This window comes from Shewanella sp. 10N.286.51.B2, from assembly GCF_041469265.1.
GTDB lineage: Bacteria > Pseudomonadota > Gammaproteobacteria > Enterobacterales > Shewanellaceae > Shewanella.
The window spans coordinates 20,418-38,523 of sequence record NZ_JBFRKH010000045.1; the positions used below are offsets into that span (position 1 = coordinate 20,418).

General features: G+C 43.2%; 10 protein-coding genes. 3 read left to right on the forward strand and 7 right to left on the reverse strand.

Annotated features, from left to right (window positions below; all coding sequences use genetic code 11):
- Window positions 1-106 precede the first annotated feature (106 nt).
- Window positions 107-4,549, forward strand: coding sequence for an EAL domain-containing protein (locus AB4140_RS12265; protein WP_372001104.1), 4,443 nt, complete (start codon window positions 107-109; stop codon window positions 4,547-4,549).
- A gap of 107 nt (window positions 4,550-4,656) precedes the next feature.
- Window positions 4,657-6,870: a patatin-like phospholipase family protein gene (locus tag AB4140_RS12270; RefSeq protein WP_102440027.1), complete on the forward strand. Its 2,214-nt coding sequence runs from the start codon at window positions 4,657-4,659 to the stop codon at window positions 6,868-6,870.
- An 82-nt stretch (window positions 6,871-6,952) separates the two neighbouring features.
- Here AB4140_RS12270 and hxpB read toward each other — a convergent pair whose 3' ends face one another.
- Window positions 6,953-7,615 carry a hexitol phosphatase HxpB gene (gene hxpB / locus AB4140_RS12275; protein WP_372001106.1) on the reverse strand — a complete coding sequence of 221 codons (663 nt, stop codon included), beginning with the start codon at window positions 7,613-7,615 and terminating at the stop codon, window positions 6,953-6,955.
- Window positions 7,616-8,051: 436 nt separating this feature from the next.
- Between hxpB and acnB the strand changes: the two genes are divergently transcribed.
- Entirely contained in the window at window positions 8,052-10,649 is a 2,598-nt protein-coding gene (gene acnB, locus AB4140_RS12280) for a bifunctional aconitate hydratase 2/2-methylisocitrate dehydratase (RefSeq protein WP_303411910.1), read from the forward strand.
- A gap of 138 nt (window positions 10,650-10,787) precedes the next feature.
- On the opposite strand, the gene AB4140_RS12285 is transcribed toward acnB, so the two are convergent.
- From AB4140_RS12285 to priA, 6 genes are all read right to left on the reverse strand, one after another.
- The gene (locus AB4140_RS12285; protein WP_076538497.1) at window positions 10,788-11,180 is read right to left on the reverse strand and encodes a gamma-butyrobetaine hydroxylase-like domain-containing protein; all 393 of its coding nucleotides are present in this window, start codon (window positions 11,178-11,180) and stop codon (window positions 10,788-10,790) included.
- A gap of 174 nt (window positions 11,181-11,354) precedes the next feature.
- Window positions 11,355-12,680: an ATP-dependent protease ATPase subunit HslU gene (gene hslU, locus AB4140_RS12290; RefSeq protein WP_102440020.1), complete on the reverse strand. Its 1,326-nt coding sequence runs from the start codon at window positions 12,678-12,680 to the stop codon at window positions 11,355-11,357.
- A 22-nt stretch (window positions 12,681-12,702) separates the two neighbouring features.
- Window positions 12,703-13,227 (reverse strand): ATP-dependent protease subunit HslV, encoded by a 525-nt coding sequence (hslV, locus tag AB4140_RS12295; protein ID WP_076538501.1) that lies wholly within the window; start codon window positions 13,225-13,227, stop codon window positions 12,703-12,705.
- Between the two features lie 175 nt (window positions 13,228-13,402).
- A complete protein-coding gene (locus tag AB4140_RS12300) occupies window positions 13,403-13,987 on the reverse strand; it encodes an SPOR domain-containing protein (protein WP_102440019.1) in 585 nt (194 codons plus the stop codon).
- The gene (gene argS, locus AB4140_RS12305) at window positions 13,988-15,733 is read right to left on the reverse strand and encodes an arginine--tRNA ligase (RefSeq protein WP_102440018.1); all 1,746 of its coding nucleotides are present in this window, start codon (window positions 15,731-15,733) and stop codon (window positions 13,988-13,990) included.
- A 154-nt stretch (window positions 15,734-15,887) separates the two neighbouring features.
- A complete protein-coding gene (priA, locus tag AB4140_RS12310; protein ID WP_372001109.1) occupies window positions 15,888-18,083 on the reverse strand; it encodes a primosomal protein N' in 2,196 nt (731 codons plus the stop codon).
- Window positions 18,084-18,106: the final 23 nt, after the last annotated feature.

The following is an 18,106-nucleotide window of genomic DNA, read 5'->3' on the forward strand; positions in this document are numbered from 1 at the left end:
TATTGTATTAAATTTAATTGTTTTTGTTGTTGCAGGCATAAAGCCATATAGGTTCACATAGAAGCGCTTAGCATAATAAAATCAATAAAAGAGTAACCCAGTCATAATGATAAAAGGCATTAAATCGTTTCTCACCTTGGTCGTTCTTACCCTTAGTTGCAGCTTTCCAAGCGTGGCTGACGATCTTGTCCAACGTTTATTTAATATCAAAGATGGCCTGGTTAATTACACTATCAATGACATTGCATTTGATGATTATGGCTATGTTTGGCTGGCAACTGAGCAGGGAGTATTTCGTGTTAGCGATACTGTTACCCGCCGCATTGATCAACCTGATAGTGATAATGCATTAGCTGCAGAAAACATTCATCTTATCGCTAAGGTGACTTCTCAGCGCCTTCTAGTCGCTTCTGGCACATCGCTTTACCTCTACGATATTAAACTCAATCGTTTTTCAGATGACATTATTGCCGGCCTCATAACTAGTGATGATTCTATTGTTGACGAAACACGTCTAGATAATGGTAACTTAATTCTGCTTACCCGTTTAGGTCAGGTGCTTGAGTTTGATGTGAATTCATTGTCAATCTCAGCGCTAACAGCCCAAGAATTGGATAAGACATTGCAATGGAATAGTGTTAATCAGCTAAGTGATGGCCGCTATATTTACTCATCCGCCTATGAAGTTGTGATAAAAAATGCCTGGGGCGAATTGATAAAACAAGTTAAGCGACCTATAGATAATATGTTGATTAAAAAGCTATTTGTAGATGCTGAACAGCGTATTTGGATCTTAAGTAACAAAGGCTTATATGAGCTAACCCTTCAAAGCTATCGGATGACTGCTACCACTGCGCTTCCTTTTGATATTCGTGGCGCGGTTGAAGGTAGTCGTGGTCATTTGTGGCTTTATACCAGAAGTGGGCTATTTTCATGGGATAAGCAATCATCGAAGGCAATTTCATATAAAGAGGAATTAAAAAATGATGCTGACGTTGATTATATCGACGATATGGCTGTTGATGACGATGGTTTAATTTGGCTTGGCGGCGCAGGCGAAGGTTTAGCGTTACTGGCAATAGCTCCTGAATTTTTATTGGAAAGTTTCACTCGTTCATCAACTTATCAAATTGAAGATGACATGATTTGGAGTATTTATGCCGAGCAAGATAAAGTTTGGCTCGGCGGTGATGGTGGCTTGACCATTGTTGATAAATTAACCAAGACTTCAAAATATCTTATCCCTGCAGGCTTTGAAGCGAGAGATTCAATTTACGGCGTTAATGAGCTTGATAATCAGCATATTGTGGTAACAACAACCAGTGGACTGTTTGTCATTAATAAACAAACTGATCAGCAAGTTGATTTTAGCCATTTTGCTGCATCAAGTGACTCGCTAAAAGGTAAATTGTTATTTAACTCCTATGCAGACCCACTGTTTAGCGGCAGGGTTTGGTGGGGAGCAGATAATGATGTTTATTATTGGCAGCCAGGGTTAGACAATATCGTCACTGTGTCACCGACAGAGCATATTCTTCTATCCCACTCAGTGAACATTCGAAGTTTTTTCCGTGAAAATCATGATCGTCTGTGGATCGGTGGCGCAGGTCTATTTGGCTATATAGATAGCAATAATAATGTCACTTCATTAAACGCAGCGTTAGGCATTAACCACAAGGATATTATGATTACTAATATCCACCAAGTTGATAATACAACCCTGTGGTTAGGGACTCGCCAAAATGGGGTCATTGTTTTTGACACCCAAACCCATGAGATTTCATCCATGAGTGACTATTGGCATGTTGATTGCCCGACGATTTACTTTATCGAGCAAACTGAAAAAGATCATTTGGTTGGCTGCAGCTCTTCGGTCATTAGACAAAATAAACAGACAAAAGCCATTGATGTATTTTTTACTAGCGATGGATTTATTGGTAATGAGTTTAATGAGTCAGCAGCTTATTATGACCCTAATGCAGGCTTATATATTGGCGGCCCTAATGGGGCGATGTTAGTTGATATTGATAAGCTTGCACCTCGAGTAAGTAATGATGATATCGCCCTTGAGTCCATTGCGATTTACTATGAGGACAATACAGAGTATCACTTGATACCTGAATCCTTTAACTTAGTGCGCCCTGGGGCTAACTTAATCAGTTTTCAAATAACCACTTTCGACTACGTGAATGAAACGCCAATCAGCTTAAAGTACCGTTTGCTTCATGAGCATAATAGCTTAGATAGCCAGTATATTTATCTGCAAGGCCAAACTCAGATTAATATTGCTGACTTAAAAGCGGGTAAATATACCCTAGAGCTATTGCATAAACAGCATGGGGTGTGGGCAAGCAGTCCGTTTCAATTTAGTTTTAAGGTTGAACAATTTTGGTGGGCGTCACAGTGGTTTAAAGCCTTAGTGCTTTTTGCCATTCTTTTTGGGGTATTTACCTCTTTATGGCTTCGTAAAAAACAAATAAACCGTGTTATTGGTATTAATCAGGCATTAAGGGAAAGTGAAGACAAATTACGTCAATCACTGCGCGGTAGCGATTCAGATTTATGGGAGTGGCAAGCTAGCACTAACCAAATCCAATTTGATAATAAATCGGGTCTGTTGGGTGAAAGAAGAAAGTTATCTTATCTCGTGCCTGATATACCGATTGTTGCCGCCGATAAAGATAACCTCCAGCAGCAATGGCGAGCTTTGTTAAAGGGCGATAAAGAAACCATTGATGTAGAATTTAGGTATCACCGTGGTGAAGAGGCTATTGGTTGGCTGCGCATCAGAGGCCGCGCAGTTACCCGCAATCAGACTACAGGGCAATTAGAGCAAGTTGCCGGTATTTATACTGAGGTGTCTGAGCAACGTGAGCTTCAAAATGAAATTGATTTGTTTGCCAAGGCATTTGAAAACACCTCAGAAGGCATGTTAATTCTTGATAGTCGCAAGCGGGTGAAATTACTAAATACCGCAGCTGCAACTATCTTTACCAGCAAGCATGAAGCACTTGATGGAAGGGGGTTTGAGTCATTATTGTATGTGGATCATGGCTCCAAAAATATCGATGATTTATTGCAAAATAGCCGCTCATGGAATGGCGAGTTAAGCTTTAAACGGGGGAATAATGAACATTTTCCTGTTTGGGCTAATATCTCTAAAATGTCTGATAAGCGCGATATCTCACAGCACTATGTGGTAGTGTTTTCAGATATTACCCAGCGAAAACAATACGAGTCTAATTTACGGCACTTAGCCAATAATGACGTGCTTACAGGCCTTGCTAATCGAGCGATGTTTACTCGTCAGTTACAACAGATTATTGAGCAAGCTAGCCACACTAATGAAAAGTTAGCATTATTGTTTTTGGATTTAGATCGCTTTAAGCACGTCAATGACTCTTATGGTCATAGCATGGGGGATGCTTTACTCGTTGAAGCGGCTAAACGCTTAAAAAATAGTGTTGGTGATGATCATCTGGTTTGCCGTTTTGGTGGTGATGAGTTTGTCATATTGGTTCGAAATGCTGATTCTATTGATCAGATAAATTTGATTGCTGAGCAAATTTTACAAAGGTTTGCTACGCCGTTTAAATTATTTGGCCGTGAGTTTTTTGTTTCAACCAGTATTGGTATCAGCATGTGGCCTGAAGATAGCCAAGATTCTGAAACCTTAATTAAAAATGCTGATTTAGCCATGTATCACGCCAAAGAAGAAGGCCGAGGTAACTTTCAATATTACTCTGCTGAGCGCAATGCTGAAGCGCAATATCATTTGAAAATTGAAGCTGACTTACGTAGCGCCATCGAAAATAACGACTTTGAGCTTTATTACCAACCTCAGGTAGACATACTCCAAGGTGATAAATTTGTAGGGATGGAAGCGCTGCTCCGCTGGCGTCACCCTATCGAGGGCTTTATTCGGCCAGATATCTTTATCAAGGTGGCTGAATCTTGTGGATTAATTATTGATATAGATCGCTGGGTGCTGCGCCAAGCCTGTATCGATGGTGCAAGATGGCATGCCCTTTACGACCAGCCTTTTCAGCTGTCAGTCAATGTGTCTGCAGTGCAGTTTAGACAAGTTGATTTTATTGAGAATTTAAAAGCGACCTTAGCCGATACTGGTATGCCGGCAAAGTGCCTTGCTATGGAAATTACCGAAGGGGTGTTGATGAAAGAGCTGCAGGTGGCAAGATCGCATTTAACCCAGCTTAAGCAGCTTGGTATTGAGGTGGCCATCGATGATTTTGGCACCGGTTATTCATCACTGGCGTATTTAAGAAGCTTTGAGGTGAATACCTTAAAAATCGATCGCTCCTTCTTAATTGATATTGCTACTAATGAAGCTGATCAAGCCATTGTGAGCAGTATTATTGAACTGGCAAGAAACCTAAAATTACAGGTGGTCGCAGAAGGGATAGAGTCTCACGCACAAATGGAGCAAGTTTTTAGCCGAGGTTGTTATATCATCCAAGGGTATTTCTTTGCCAAACCTATGCCAAAGGCTGAGCTGGATAAGTTTATCGGGATTGGGAAAAAGCTGTAATAAAGCTAAGTTCGCATGGTTAACAGTAAGTTATAAAGGTTTTATTCATGTGAGTTTTCTCTGTTAGAATGACGCGGTAGATCATGATTAAAGATAGGATGCTTTATATGGGCCGTAAGATTGCACTGCTGTTACTACTCAGTTTATTTTCACACAACTTAATGGCTAAAGAACGCCAGTCAGTGGGATTAGTATTAAGTGGTGGCGGCGCAAAAGGCGCGGCGCATATTGGGGTGCTTAAGGTGTTAGAGCAGCATCGCATTCCGGTTGATTATATTACTGGTACCAGTATCGGCTCCTACGTCGGCGGCATGTATGCCTTAGGTTATAGCGCCGCAGAAATCGAACACATTATGCTTAACTCCCCTTGGGCTGATGGCTACTCAGATACCATTCCTCGAGAAGTACTTACTTACCGCGATAAACAACACCGCGACAAATTTAATATCCCCATTAACGTAGGTTATAAAGATGGCGGCTTAGCCGTCCCCAGTGGCTTATTACTTGGCCAAACCATGTCGCAACTATTACGTTCATCAACTGATGTGGTAGAGCAATTTGGCGATTTTGATGATCTAGCTATTCCTTATCGCGCTGTGGCAACTGATCTAGTTACTAGTCATGCAGTGGTATTAGCTCAAGGCAGTATCGTTAAAGCCATGCAAGCCTCTGCAACGGTACCCGGGGCATTACAACCGGCTGAAATAGACGGCAAGCTACTGGTTGATGGTGGCATCTCAAATAACATGCCTGTCGATGTCATTAAAGCCATGGGCGCAGATGTGGTCATTGCCATTGATATTGGCTCACCATTGGCCAGCAAAGAGCAACTTAATGGCACGATTGCGGTGTTGGAGCAGCTTTCAACCATTTTGACCAAAGCCACCACAGAGCATCAAAAAACATTATTAACCGATGATGATGTGCTGATCCGTCCTGCGATTGATGACATGAGCACCACTGACTTTGATATCATGCCTGACGCATTAGCTGCCGGCACAGTGGCGGGCGAAGCAGCGCTGCCAATGTTGACACATTTAAGTGTCAGCGCTGAAGAATATCAGGCCTATCAAGACAATAAACAACGCGCCAAATTACTACTAGTTAATCAAGTTAACCGCCCAGTGATTAAGATTGTATTTGATAATCAATCTAGAGTGAGTGAAAGCCTGTTAGATGAAGAGTTAGCTCTTAAAAAAGGCACAGTGATCACCAAAGAAGCCTTAGACGAGGGCATAAAACGGCTTTATTCCCTTAATAAGTTTCAGCGTGTTGATGCCGAGTTTGAAGACACAGAAGCTGGACGCATATTAACAGTGACCACCCATGCCAAATCCTGGGGGCCAAATTATTTTGACGCCGGTTTTAACTGGGAAGATGACTTTACCTTAGATTCAGCCATTACCCTTAGTCTGGCTTATACCATGGGTGAGCTGACTGATAATGGCGGTGAGTGGCGTAACGAAGTTCAGTTAGGTTACGACAAGCGAGTTAGCTCAGAATTTTATCAGCCATTAGACAGAGACCAAGACTTCTACATTCGTTCTAAATACGAATTTGAGATCAAAAACTGGGATTATTATGATGATAACAACCGAGTCTTTGAGCTTAAAAACACCCTAAATCAATTGGCATTTGGAGTGGGTTATAACTATTCCCACGCTGGATTAATTGAGATTGGCGCAGTGGGTGAAATAGGTGATTTAAGTAATAAAGCCGTTTCTGCCCAAGATCTTGAATATGGCTCTTATGGCGGCTATTTTTCCTTTAGTTTTGACACCTTAAATAGCATTAGTTTCCCTACAGAAGGGCAGCGGTTAACGTTTACGGCCTCGGTAAGAAATGAAGATTATAAAGGCGCGGTTATTAATGACTCTGATGAACTATCTTGGCAGTTTGAAGCGGATTGGAAAGGGGCGCTTAAGCTAGGTAACCATGCCATTGTAGGTAAAGTCGCTTTAGCCACCGTTGATGTGGACCGTGATTTTACTTTACATGTTGCAGAGCTCGGTGGCTTTTTAAATCTGTCAGGTTTTCATAAAGGCGCATTGGCAGGTGCCCATAAAGCCTTTGGCGCCTTGATTTATCAATATGATTTAGGCCGAGATGTGTTACTCAGTGATGTGCCGTTATACATAGGTACTAGCTTTGAAGCGGGTAATGTGTGGACTAATCGTGATGCAGTGGACTTTGATGACCTTATCTATGCAGGTAGCTTATATTTAGGCACTGATACCAGCTGGGGTCCTGCCGCACTTGGCTTTGGTTTGACAGATACTGGCGAGCAATCGTTTTACTTATTTTTAGGTAAAAACTTTTAATTGTTCAGTTTGAATATAAAAAGCTGCCGTATCTTTAGATAAGGCAGCTTTTTTTATGGCAGATGTTAGCAAGACACTACTACTAGATATTTTCAATCAATGATTTAAGCTGACCTAAATGTGCTAGCTGGTGGTGAGCCACTTGCCAGCGAGACTGACCGGCGAATTCAGTCGCAGGGATTGCCACCGTTTGCATGCTTGCCGCTCTTGCTGCGATCAGGCCATTAAATGAGTCTTCAATAGCTAAGCACGTTGCGGGCTCAACGCCTAAGGCCGTGGCACAATTTAAATAAACCTCAGGGTGGGGTTTGCCATATTGCAGCTTTTCGGCAGAGGCTATGGCCTCAAAATAATCCCTAATAGCCAGTTTATTCATTACTGCAGCAATTAAGTCACTGGACGATGAGGTAGCTAAGCCAATTTTTAGCCCTTGCTGCTGACAAGCTTGTAATGCTGCCACTACCCCCTTCATCGGCTTGCCTTCAGTTTCAATAAAGTGAATAACCCCATCAATAATTTGTTGGGAAACCGCTTGATTATCATACTCAGGCCAAGGGTATTTTTGATACCAATAGTGGACCAGAAGATCAATTCTCATGCCGGTGGTTTTTTCGGCATCAGCAAGAGTGATAGGCACACCCAATTGACTTAATACTGCCACCTCGACTCGTTGCCAAGCGGGCTCGGTATCAATAATGACCCCATCCATATCAAAAATAACCGCGTTAATTTTTATCAATGTCATAATAGTCCTGTTTACCGTTTTGAATATCTAAGCAATAAGGTTGAGTAAGTATGTTGGTGGGTGCAAGTGATTAATATTAGCCAAATAACTATGCCTAACAGTCAAAATAATTGCAAAAAAATAGCGACAATTTGCTGAAGTAGACTCGGTTAAGTTTAAATTGTATGTATTACTTAATATATTGAATTAAATCATTTTTTATAATGTTTTAAACTATCGTCTAATTTTATTTGTTTAAAGTGAGCTGTAAATTAGCCATCGAACTCAAAATTCAGATAGATTTCGCCTCCGATAGAGTGTGATCTAATTCATACTTTTGCAAACCTGTAGTATACTACGGGTCGGATTTCAAGCCCGAACCTGTGGAATGGTCATTCTCTATATTGAATGACGTTCAGTTTCGCTGTTAGGCGCAATAACAAAGAGGAATGTTGCCGTGCTAGAAGCATATCGTAAACACGTCGCAGAACGTGCTGCAGAGGGTGTTGTCCCTAAGCCATTAGATGCACAACAAGTGGCTGAATTAGTGAAGTTAGTTGAGACGCCGCCTGCTGGTGAAGAGGCCGTGATTCTTGACTTATTAGAGAATCGTATTCCCCCAGGTGTTGATGAAGCTGCCTACGTAAAAGCAGCATTCTTAGATGCAGTGGCTCAAGGCACTGTATCGTCACCCATCCTTTCAGCTGAGCGTGCTACCGAGCTATTAGGTACCATGCAGGGCGGTTACAACATTGAACCGCTTATCGCTCAATTAGATAATGATGCACTTGCGCCAATCGCGGTTACTGCGTTATCAAACACCTTGTTGATGTTTGATGCCTACCACGACGTGGTAGAAAAAATGCAAAAAGGTAATGCTTTTGCTAAGCAAGTTGTTGAGTCTTGGGCCGAAGCAGAATGGTTCTTAAACCGTCCTAAATTAGCTGAAAAGATCACCTTGACCGTATTTAAAGTATCAGGCGAGACAAACACAGATGACTTGTCTCCGGCTCCTGATGCATGGTCTCGTCCAGACATCCCATTACATGCTTTAGCGATGCTGAAAAATGCCCGTGACGGTATTGTACCTGATGTTGCTGGCACTGTTGGTCCAGTTAAAGAAATCGAAGCCCTTAAAGGCAAAGGTTACCCGCTTGTTTATGTGGGTGATGTTGTAGGTACCGGTTCTTCACGTAAATCAGCGACTAACTCAGTACTATGGTTCATGGGCGATGATATCCCTTATGCGCCAAACAAGCGTGCTGGTGGTTTCTGCTTAGGTGGTAAAATTGCCCCTATCTTTTTCAACACCATGGAAGATGCAGGCGCGCTACCAATCGAGCTTAACGTCGACAAGATGAACATGGGCGATGTTATCGACATCTATCCATACGAAGGCGTCGTTAAGCGTAACGGTAGCGATGAAGTTATCTCTACGTTCGAGCTAAAAACCGAGGTACTGCTTGATGAAGTACGTGCTGGTGGCCGTATTCCATTGATCATTGGCCGCGGGTTAACTGACCGTGCCCGTGAAACATTAGGTCTTGCGGCTTCTGAAGTGTTTGTTCGCCCACAAGATGTGGTTGCAACCAATAAAGGCTTTACGCTGGCACAAAAAATGGTTGGTAAAGCATGTGGTGTTAAAGGTATTCGCCCAGGTCAATACTGCGAACCTAAAATGACTTCAGTTGGTTCACAAGACACCACAGGCCCAATGACCCGTGACGAACTGAAAGATTTAGCATGTTTGGGCTTTAGCGCCGATTTAACCATGCAGTCTTTCTGCCACACTGCGGCTTATCCTAAACCTATCGATGTGAACACTCACCACACCTTACCTGATTTCATCATGAATCGTGGCGGTGTTGCACTGCGTCCAGGCGACGGGGTTATTCACTCTTGGTTAAACCGAATGTTACTACCTGATACCGTTGGTACTGGTGGTGATTCACATACCCGTTTCCCAATCGGTATTTCATTCCCAGCCGGTTCTGGCCTAGTAGCATTTGCTGCTGCAACAGGTGTTATGCCTCTTGATATGCCTGAATCAATTTTGGTGCGCTTTAAAGGTGAAATGCAACCAGGTATCACCTTACGTGACCTAGTTCATTCTATCCCGCTTAAAGCCATTGAAATGGGTCTGTTAACGGTAGAGAAGAAAGGCAAAATTAACGCTTTCTCTGGCCGCGTATTAGAAATTGAAGGTCTTGAGCAACTTAAAGTTGAACAAGCATTCGAATTATCTGATGCATCAGCAGAACGAAGTGCTGCAGGTTGTACGATTAAGCTAGATAAAGAGCCAATCATTGAATACCTAAACTCTAACATCGTGATGTTGAAGTGGATGATTTCTGAAGGTTATGGTGACCGCCGTACCATCGAGCGTCGTATTACAGCGATGCAAGAGTGGTTAGCAAACCCAGAGCTAATGGAAGCAGATGCAGATGCTGAATATGCTGAAATTATTGAAATCGATTTGAACGATATCAAAGAGCCAATTCTTTGTGCGCCAAACGATCCAGATGATGCGGTATTACTATCATCAGTTGCAGAAACAAAAATTGACGAAGTGTTTGTTGGTTCTTGTATGACTAACATTGGTCATTTCCGCGCAACCGGTAAAATGCTAGAGAAGTTTGCCACGACCTTGCCGACTCGCTTATGGATTGCACCGCCAACTAAGATGGATAAAGACCAGTTAACTGAAGAAGGTTACTACGCGATCTTTGGCCGTGTTGGTGCGCGTATCGAAATCCCAGGTTGTTCACTGTGTATGGGTAACCAAGCACGTGTTGCTGAAGGTGCGACCGTTGTTTCAACGTCAACGCGTAACTTCCCTAACCGTTTAGGTACAGGTGCAAATGTGTACTTAGCTTCAGCTGAGTTAGCAGCAGTAGCGGCATTGTTAGGCCGTCTACCGTCACCAGCAGAGTATCAACAATACGCTCAAGAATTAGATGCAACTGCAGCTGATACTTACCGTTACTTGAACTTTGATCAAATTGATTCTTACACTAAGAAAGCTGACAGCGTGATTTTTCAAGCTGCAGTGTAATCTTTAAAAAGTAACAATCGATATAAAAAATGCCAGCGATTAAGCTGGCATTTTTGTGTCTTGGAATTGGGATTTTGAGCGGATAGCCATTACTTTTTGATGACTAAAAATGCCCAAACCAAGTTTGGAAATACCAAACTAAGAGTATTTGATATTCATATCAATCAAGGGTTCACGTGAACCTTTTTCGGCACGAAGTCGTGCTAAATACCGTTCCCAGATTTCCACTTGTTGATTACCCAGTTCAAATAAAATCTTCCACGAAAACAAGCCGGTATCATGACCATCATCAAAAATGATTTTTACTGCATAATTGCCTACAGGCTCAATGGCAGTGATATTGACGTTTTTCTTGTGGGTGACCAAAATTGGATTGCCGTGGCGCTGCACTTCAGCTGAAGGGGAGTGAACACGTAGCATTTCGCAGCTGATATTAAACACTTCACCGCTTTCAAAGCTCACTTCAAGTAACTTAGATTTACGCTTTAATTTAAGATTGGTTACAACGGGGCTATTGGCTTGCTGGTTCATGGCATTGCTCTCTTTAAAATACTGTCAGCAACGTTAAGATACTCTTGGCTGGCAATGATAGACAATAAAAAAGGTGATAGTCCATTGTGGCACTATTCACCTTTAATTTCCTAATATCTGTGAGGCTAAATTAGTAATAGATCACAGCTAGGTTGAGATAAGCTTAAGTAATCACTACAAAATGAAGCGGCTTAAGTCTTCATCTTCTACTAGGGCATCTAAGTGATCATTGACATAGTCGGCATCAATTACAAAGGTGCTACCTGATTTTTCTGAAGCGTCATATGAAATCTCTTCCATCAGCTTTTCCATCACAGTATGCAGGCGACGAGCACCGATGTTTTCAGTGGTCTCGTTCACTTGCCAAGCCGCTTTAGCAATGCGTTCAATACCACATTCACTAAATTCAACTTTAACGCCTTCAGTCCCCATTAACGCCACATATTGCTCGGTTAATGATGCATGTGGCTCAGTTAGAATACGTTTAAAGTCATCAGCGGTGAGTGCACTTAGCTCAACACGGATTGGTAAACGACCTTGAAGCTCAGGGATTAAATCCGATGGCTTAGACATCTGGAATGCACCTGAGGCGATAAACAAGATGTGGTCGGTTTTGACCATGCCGTGTTTAGTGGTCACAGTACAACCTTCGATTAATGGCAGTAAGTCACGTTGTACCCCTTCACGTGATACGTCAGGGCCTGAGCTTTCGCCGCGCTTACAAATCTTGTCGATTTCATCTAAAAATACGATGCCGTTTTGCTCTACCAAGTCGATAGCTTGCTCTTTCATGTCTTCTTGATTGACAAGTTTTGCAGCTTCTTCTTCGATAAGCAGCTTGAAGGCTTCTTTAATTTTAACCTTTTTACGGTTTTCTTTAGTTTGCCCCATGTTTTGGAACATACTTTGAAGCTGATTAGTCATCTCTTCCATGCCTGGAGGTGACATGATTTCAACACCCACTTGCGGCGCGGCTAAGTCGATATCAATTTCTTTATCGTCTAGCTGGCCTTCTCGTAATTTCTTACGGAAGATTTGACGGGTATTTGAATCATCTTTCTTTTCAGTATCCCAGTCTTCTTTTGGCTTAGGCAATAGGGCATCAAGAATGCGCTCTTCTGCAAGCTCTTCAGCGCGATGACGGCCTTTTTTCATTTGCTGTTCGCGGGTCATTTTCACGGCTGAGTCAGTTAAATCACGGATGATTTGCTCAACTTCTTTACCGACATAACCCACTTCAGTGAATTTAGTGGCTTCTACTTTAATGAAAGGCGCATTAGCTAGTTTTGCTAAGCGGCGGGCAATTTCAGTTTTACCGACACCGGTTGGGCCAATCATTAAAATATTCTTTGGCGTCACTTCTTGGCGAAATGAGGCTTCAAGCTGCATGCGTCTCCAACGGTTACGAAGCGCAACGGCTACAGAACGTTTAGCATTTTTTTGACCAATGATGTGCGAGTCTAGCTCATGGACAATCTCGCGTGGGGTCATTTCAGACATAGATAATTCCTTACGTGCTAATTTAGTAGTCGATTTGCTCAACGGTTTTATGTTGGTTGGTGAATACACATATATCACCGGCAATCGTTAATGATTTTTCTGCAATGTCACGGGCACTTAAATCGGTATTTTGTAATAAGGCTAGCGCAGAAGCGTGGGCATAGTTGCCACCAGAACCAATTGCAATTAGGTCATGCTCAGGCTGAACCACATCGCCGTTACCGGTAATGATTAATGATTCTTTGGTGTCGGCGACAATAAGCATGGCTTCAAGGTTGCGGAGCATTTTGTCGGTGCGCCAATCTTTGGCGAGTTCAACGGCTGATTTTAATAAATGGCCTTGATGCATTTCGAGCTTGGTTTCAAAACGCTCAAAAAGAGTAAATGCATCGGCTGTGCCGCCAGCAAAACCTGCGATAACTTTATTTTGGTATAAGCGACGCACCTTACGTGCATTGCCTTTCATGACGGTATTGCCAAGGGATACTTGGCCATCACCTGCGATGACAACTTGATTATTGCGGCGAACGGAAACGATAGTAGTCACGGTAAATCCTCTTAACGACTGCAGCGTAAAATAGTCTGCTGCTGGTTGATAAACTAGATATGGGGGTGGTTAATAGAAATTCAAGGGAATAAAAAAGACGCTAACAATGTTAGCGTCTTTTTTGAGTTGTTTATAAGTTCTTGGCTACTGAGGCTGAACTCTCACTTCGCTAAGTTTAGTATTCCCATAGCCAAATTTGGCAGCCATTAATGCTAGCACGCTGCAATTTATGTCTGGCACGCTCTGCGGCACGTTTTGACTCAAATGGCCCTAAGATCACTTTATGCCACACGCCAGTCGTGCCTTGGGTCGCTCTCACTTGGGCTTCTAGACCTTGAAAGGCAATCACGGCTTTCATTTCTTCAGCCTGAGCAAGCTTTCTAAATGAGGCGCATTGCATTTGGTAAGGGCCTTGAGACTTCATCGCACCTTCTGGCACTTCAATATCAATACTTTTATTTTCTAGCTCTTCCAAATAAGTCCACTGCTCCGTTGGCTTTGGCGGCAGGGCATTAGGGTCTTTTTTCGCAGGTTTTGGCGTTGGCTTTTCAACCACTTGGCTTGCTGGTGCTGACTCAGGCGTAGCATCATCAGAACTACCACTGATAAACCACAAGAAATAACCAAAACCGCCTAACAGTAAAATGACCACCAAGGTCGGCAAATAAGGAATAGAGCGCTTTTGCTGAGCTGCGCCTCTCTTTTTAGATGCCGAACGTTTTTTGGGACTAGGCTTTTTATTAGCGTAATCTCGGCTCATTTACATACGCTCTAAGGTTTCGATGCCTAACAGCGACAAACCGGTTTTTAAGGTTTTTGAAGTTAACTGCGCCAATAATAAACGGCTTTGTTTTTGCGCTTCAGTTTCAGCGGCAAGCACAGGGCAAGCTTCATAAAAACTTGAGAATTCACTGGCTAGCTCATAAACATAGGCACACATAACATGTGGCAAGCCTTTTTCTGTCATGCGAGTTAATACTTCGCCAAACTGAGCAAGCTTAGTGCCGAGTTGCTTTTCTTTATCGTGTTCAAGCACGATTTTAGCCTGACTTAAGTCAACATCTGCTGCACGTTTAAAGATGCCTGCAACACGGGTGTAAGCATAAAGTAGGTACGGAGCGGTATTACCTTCAAAGCTGAGCATTTGCTCAAAGCTAAAGATATAATCGCTGGCGCGGTTTTTTGAAAGGTCAGCATATTTAACTGAGCTAATACCCACAACGCGAGCCACTTCAAGGAGGGTCTCTTCGTCCATATCTGGGTTTTTGCTACGAACTAATTCAACGGCGCGAGTGTTTGCTTCATCGAGTAAATCCACTAACTTAACGACGCCACCACTACGGGTTTTAAATGGACGACCATCAGGGCCATTCATGGTGCCGAAACCTGTGTGCTCTAGCGATAAACCTTCACGGACGAAACCGGCAGTTTTAGCCAGTTTGAATACTTGTTGGAAATGCAGTGCTTGGCGCAAGTCGACAAAGTACAGGGCGCGATCGGCTTTTAATACATTTGAGCGGTAACGCATTGCCGCTAAATCAGAGGTGGCATATAAATAACCGCCATCTGCTTTTTGAATAATAACCGGTAGAGGCTCGCCTTCTTTGGTGCGAAACTCTTCTTGGAATACCACTTTAGCGCCATTACTTTCGCTTAATAATCCTTTAGCTGCTAAGTCTGTAACCACTTGGGCTAAATCATCGTTGTAAGCACTTTCGCCATGAACATCTTCACGGGTTAAGGTCACCCCAAGACGTTTGTATACCTCATGACAATGGGCTAACGAAATATCATTAAATTCACGCCACAGTTTGTTGCAGTATTCATCACCTGATTGCAGTGATACGACTAAGTTACGGGCGCGGGTAGCAAAGTCGCTTGATTCATCAAAACGTACTTTTGCTTCACGGTAGAAGGTTTCTAAATCAGATAGCTCAAGATCAGCTTGTTCGCCATGAGCTGCGCGAAGCTCTTCCATATATGCCAGTAACATGCCGAACTGAGTGCCCCAGTCACCCACATGGTTTTGACGAATGACCTTATGGCCTAAAAATTCTAGTGCGCGTACTACACTGTCACCAATAATGGTTGAACGTAGATGACCTACGTGCATTTCTTTGGCAAGGTTTGGTGATGAGTAATCAACTACAATGGTTTGTGATTCAGGTAAGGTGATCCCTAAATGCTCACTGTTTAATGCATCTTGCAGTTGATTCGCTAAGGCATTTTCATCAATAAAGAAGTTGATGAAACCAGGGCCTGCAATTTCAACTTTAGCCACATGGCTAGATGCCGGTAGGTTGTCGATGATTAGCTGAGCGATATCGCGCGGGTTCTTTTTAGCAACTTTGGTTAGCATCATCGCTAAGTTAGTGGCTAAATCACCATGAGTTTTATCTTTAGTGCGCTCAACTTGAATGCGAGCCTGAAAATCAGCTGGGACAATGCCTTGTTGCTTAAAAGAGTCGACGGTTTGTTCTAGTAAAGATGCAATATGTGATTTCATGGGCGTTTATCAGCACTAACTTAAAGTAAAAGACAGGAGTAACCGACTATTTTAGCCGCTTTTGATACTCGAATGCTATCTCGATAGTGTTTTTATTCGAGATTTTTTTTAAATTTCAGCAAAGCGAATTTTATCGCAGAATAAGCCAAGCTGATTACATTAAATCTTGCGGGTCGCGGTCAATGCTCCAACGGCATTTTTTACTTTCAGGCAATGCCTCAATGGTTGGCAATACTTGCTCAAAAACCTGTTGTAATCGTTGTCTATTTTTAGCTTGGAATAATAACTGGCGGCGGTATTTGCCCGCTTTACGATCCAATGGAGCAGGCATTGGGCCAATGACTTCAAACTCTTTATCTTGGGGTAATAAGCTGGCCACCTGATTGAGAAAGCTATCGGCATCTTCTGCTAAATGGGCATCGGCTCTAAGCAGCACCATGTGCCAAGCGGGTGGTAACAGGGCTTGTTGGCGCTCAAGTAATTGCCCGCGGGCAAACTTACCATAACCGTGCTGCAGTAAATCCCTTAATATGGGGTTATCACTTTGATGGGTTTGTAGTAATACTTTACCGGGCTTATCAGCACGGCCGGCGCGGCCTGAAACCTGGGTATAAAGCTGCGCAAAGCGCTCTGGGGCTCGAAAGTCAGCGCTGAATAAAGCGCCATCGACATCCATTAATCCCACTAAAGTCACATCTGGAAAATGATGCCCTTTAGCTAGCATTTGGGTGCCCACTAAAATTTTATATTCACCTTTTAAAATGCCGTTGAGCTGTTTTTCTAATGAGCCTTTTCTGCGGGTGGTGTCACGATCGATCCTCACTACCGGATATTGGGGAAACTCTTGTGCTAAGGCTTGTGCCAATTGCTCTGTGCCGGTGCCATGGCCCATTAACATGGTGCTGCCGCACTCATGGCATTGATGAGGAATAGCATATTGATTGCCACAATGGTGACAGCAGATTTCATTTAAACCTTGATGAACAGTAAAAAAGGCATCGCAGCGATCGCATTCATGCAAATGTCCGCACTCATGACAAAGTAGGGCTGGCGAAAAGCCACGGCGGTTTAGAAATAGTAATACTTGGTTGCCCGCATCTAGGTGCATACGCATTTCATTGATCATTGAGGCGCTCATGCCGGCCTTAAGCGGATGGGAGCGAATATCGATAATTCCTTGCTTCACTTTTTGGGCTGCACCTGCGCGTTCGCCGAGTTCTAAGTGGGCATAACGGCCTGAAATGGCATTCTGTAGCGATTCTAGCGATGGCGTTGCCGAACCTAAAATCACTTGAATATCTTCTAAGTGGCCGCGCATAACAGCTAAATCGCGGGCGTGATAACGCACCCCTTCTTGCTGCTTAAAGCTGCTGTCATGTTCTTCATCAAGAATGATAAGTCCCGGATATGCCATTGGGGTAAATAATGCCGAGCGAGTGCCGATAATAATCGCGGCTTCACCGCTACGGGCCTGACGCCAAGCCTCTAAACGCTGGTTGTCAGTTAATGCGGAGTGAATAACGGCAATATTGACATCAAATCGGCGCTTAAAGCGGTTAATGGTTTGCGGTGTTAAGCCTATTTCAGGCACCAAAATCAGCGCTTGTTTACCTTGCTTTAGGATAGTTTCTAATACTGACAAATAGACTTCGGTTTTACCAGATCCAGTAATGCCCTCTAATAAACTGCAATGAAACCCTTGCTGCTGATTAAGGATAGATACTGCCACTGCTTGCTGTTTATTAAGTTTAAGTGGGGTTTCTGTCATGACCAATTGTTGACGCCAGCTTAAGTCGGCGGCATTGGTGATGTGTTGGCGCTCAACCCAGCCTTTATCTTCAAGGGCTTTTAAGGCCAATTTACTGAGCTCTTGGGTGGTAAATTCATCTTGGCTGATGGCCGACTGCTGCAGTAATTCGAATAATTTCTTTTGTGCTGGCGCTCTTTTGAGCACGCTGATATCGACTTGCTTGCCTTGCTCGTTTAACGCAAATACAGTCACAGTCTGCGGTTGAGCACTTGACCCTTTACGCAGGGCAACCGGTAAGGCTTGGCTGAGCATTTGCCCTTGGCTGGCAAAGTAATATCTTGCCGCCCAAAGTGTTAATTTGTACAAACTTTCAGGCAGTAACGGTTTATCATCCAGCAGTTCAGTGATAGCTTTAATCTTGTTTGCTGGCACGTCGCAGTCATCTTTAATGGCAGTAATAAGCCCAATTAGTTGCTGTCGACCAAAAGGCACTTTTACCCGCAGTCCAAGCTTTATTTGTGCTACGTTGGCTTCAGGGATTTGGTAACTAAAGGTTTGCCGCATGGGAACGGGCAATGCAACCTCAACAAACACAGGCATAAGTCATCATCATTCAGAATTGT

Excerpts from the sequence above, each read along its gene's own strand:
- AB4140_RS12265 (WP_372001104.1), top strand. The coding sequence starts at position 107 with ATGATAAAAGGCATTAAATCGTTTCTCACCTTGGTCGTTCTTACCCTT.
- AB4140_RS12270 (WP_102440027.1), top strand. The coding sequence starts at position 4,657 with ATGGGCCGTAAGATTGCACTGCTGTTACTACTCAGTTTATTTTCACAC.
- hxpB (WP_372001106.1), bottom strand. The coding sequence starts at position 7,615 with ATGACATTGATAAAAATTAACGCGGTTATTTTTGATATGGATGGGGTC.
- AB4140_RS12285 (WP_076538497.1), bottom strand. The coding sequence starts at position 11,180 with ATGAACCAGCAAGCCAATAGCCCCGTTGTAACCAATCTTAAATTAAAG.
- hslU (WP_102440020.1), bottom strand. The coding sequence starts at position 12,680 with ATGTCTGAAATGACCCCACGCGAGATTGTCCATGAGCTAGACTCGCAC.
- AB4140_RS12300 (WP_102440019.1), bottom strand. The coding sequence starts at position 13,987 with ATGAGCCGAGATTACGCTAATAAAAAGCCTAGTCCCAAAAAACGTTCG.
- argS (WP_102440018.1), bottom strand. The coding sequence starts at position 15,733 with ATGAAATCACATATTGCATCTTTACTAGAACAAACCGTCGACTCTTTT.
- priA (WP_372001109.1), bottom strand. The coding sequence starts at position 18,083 with ATGCCTGTGTTTGTTGAGGTTGCATTGCCCGTTCCCATGCGGCAAACC.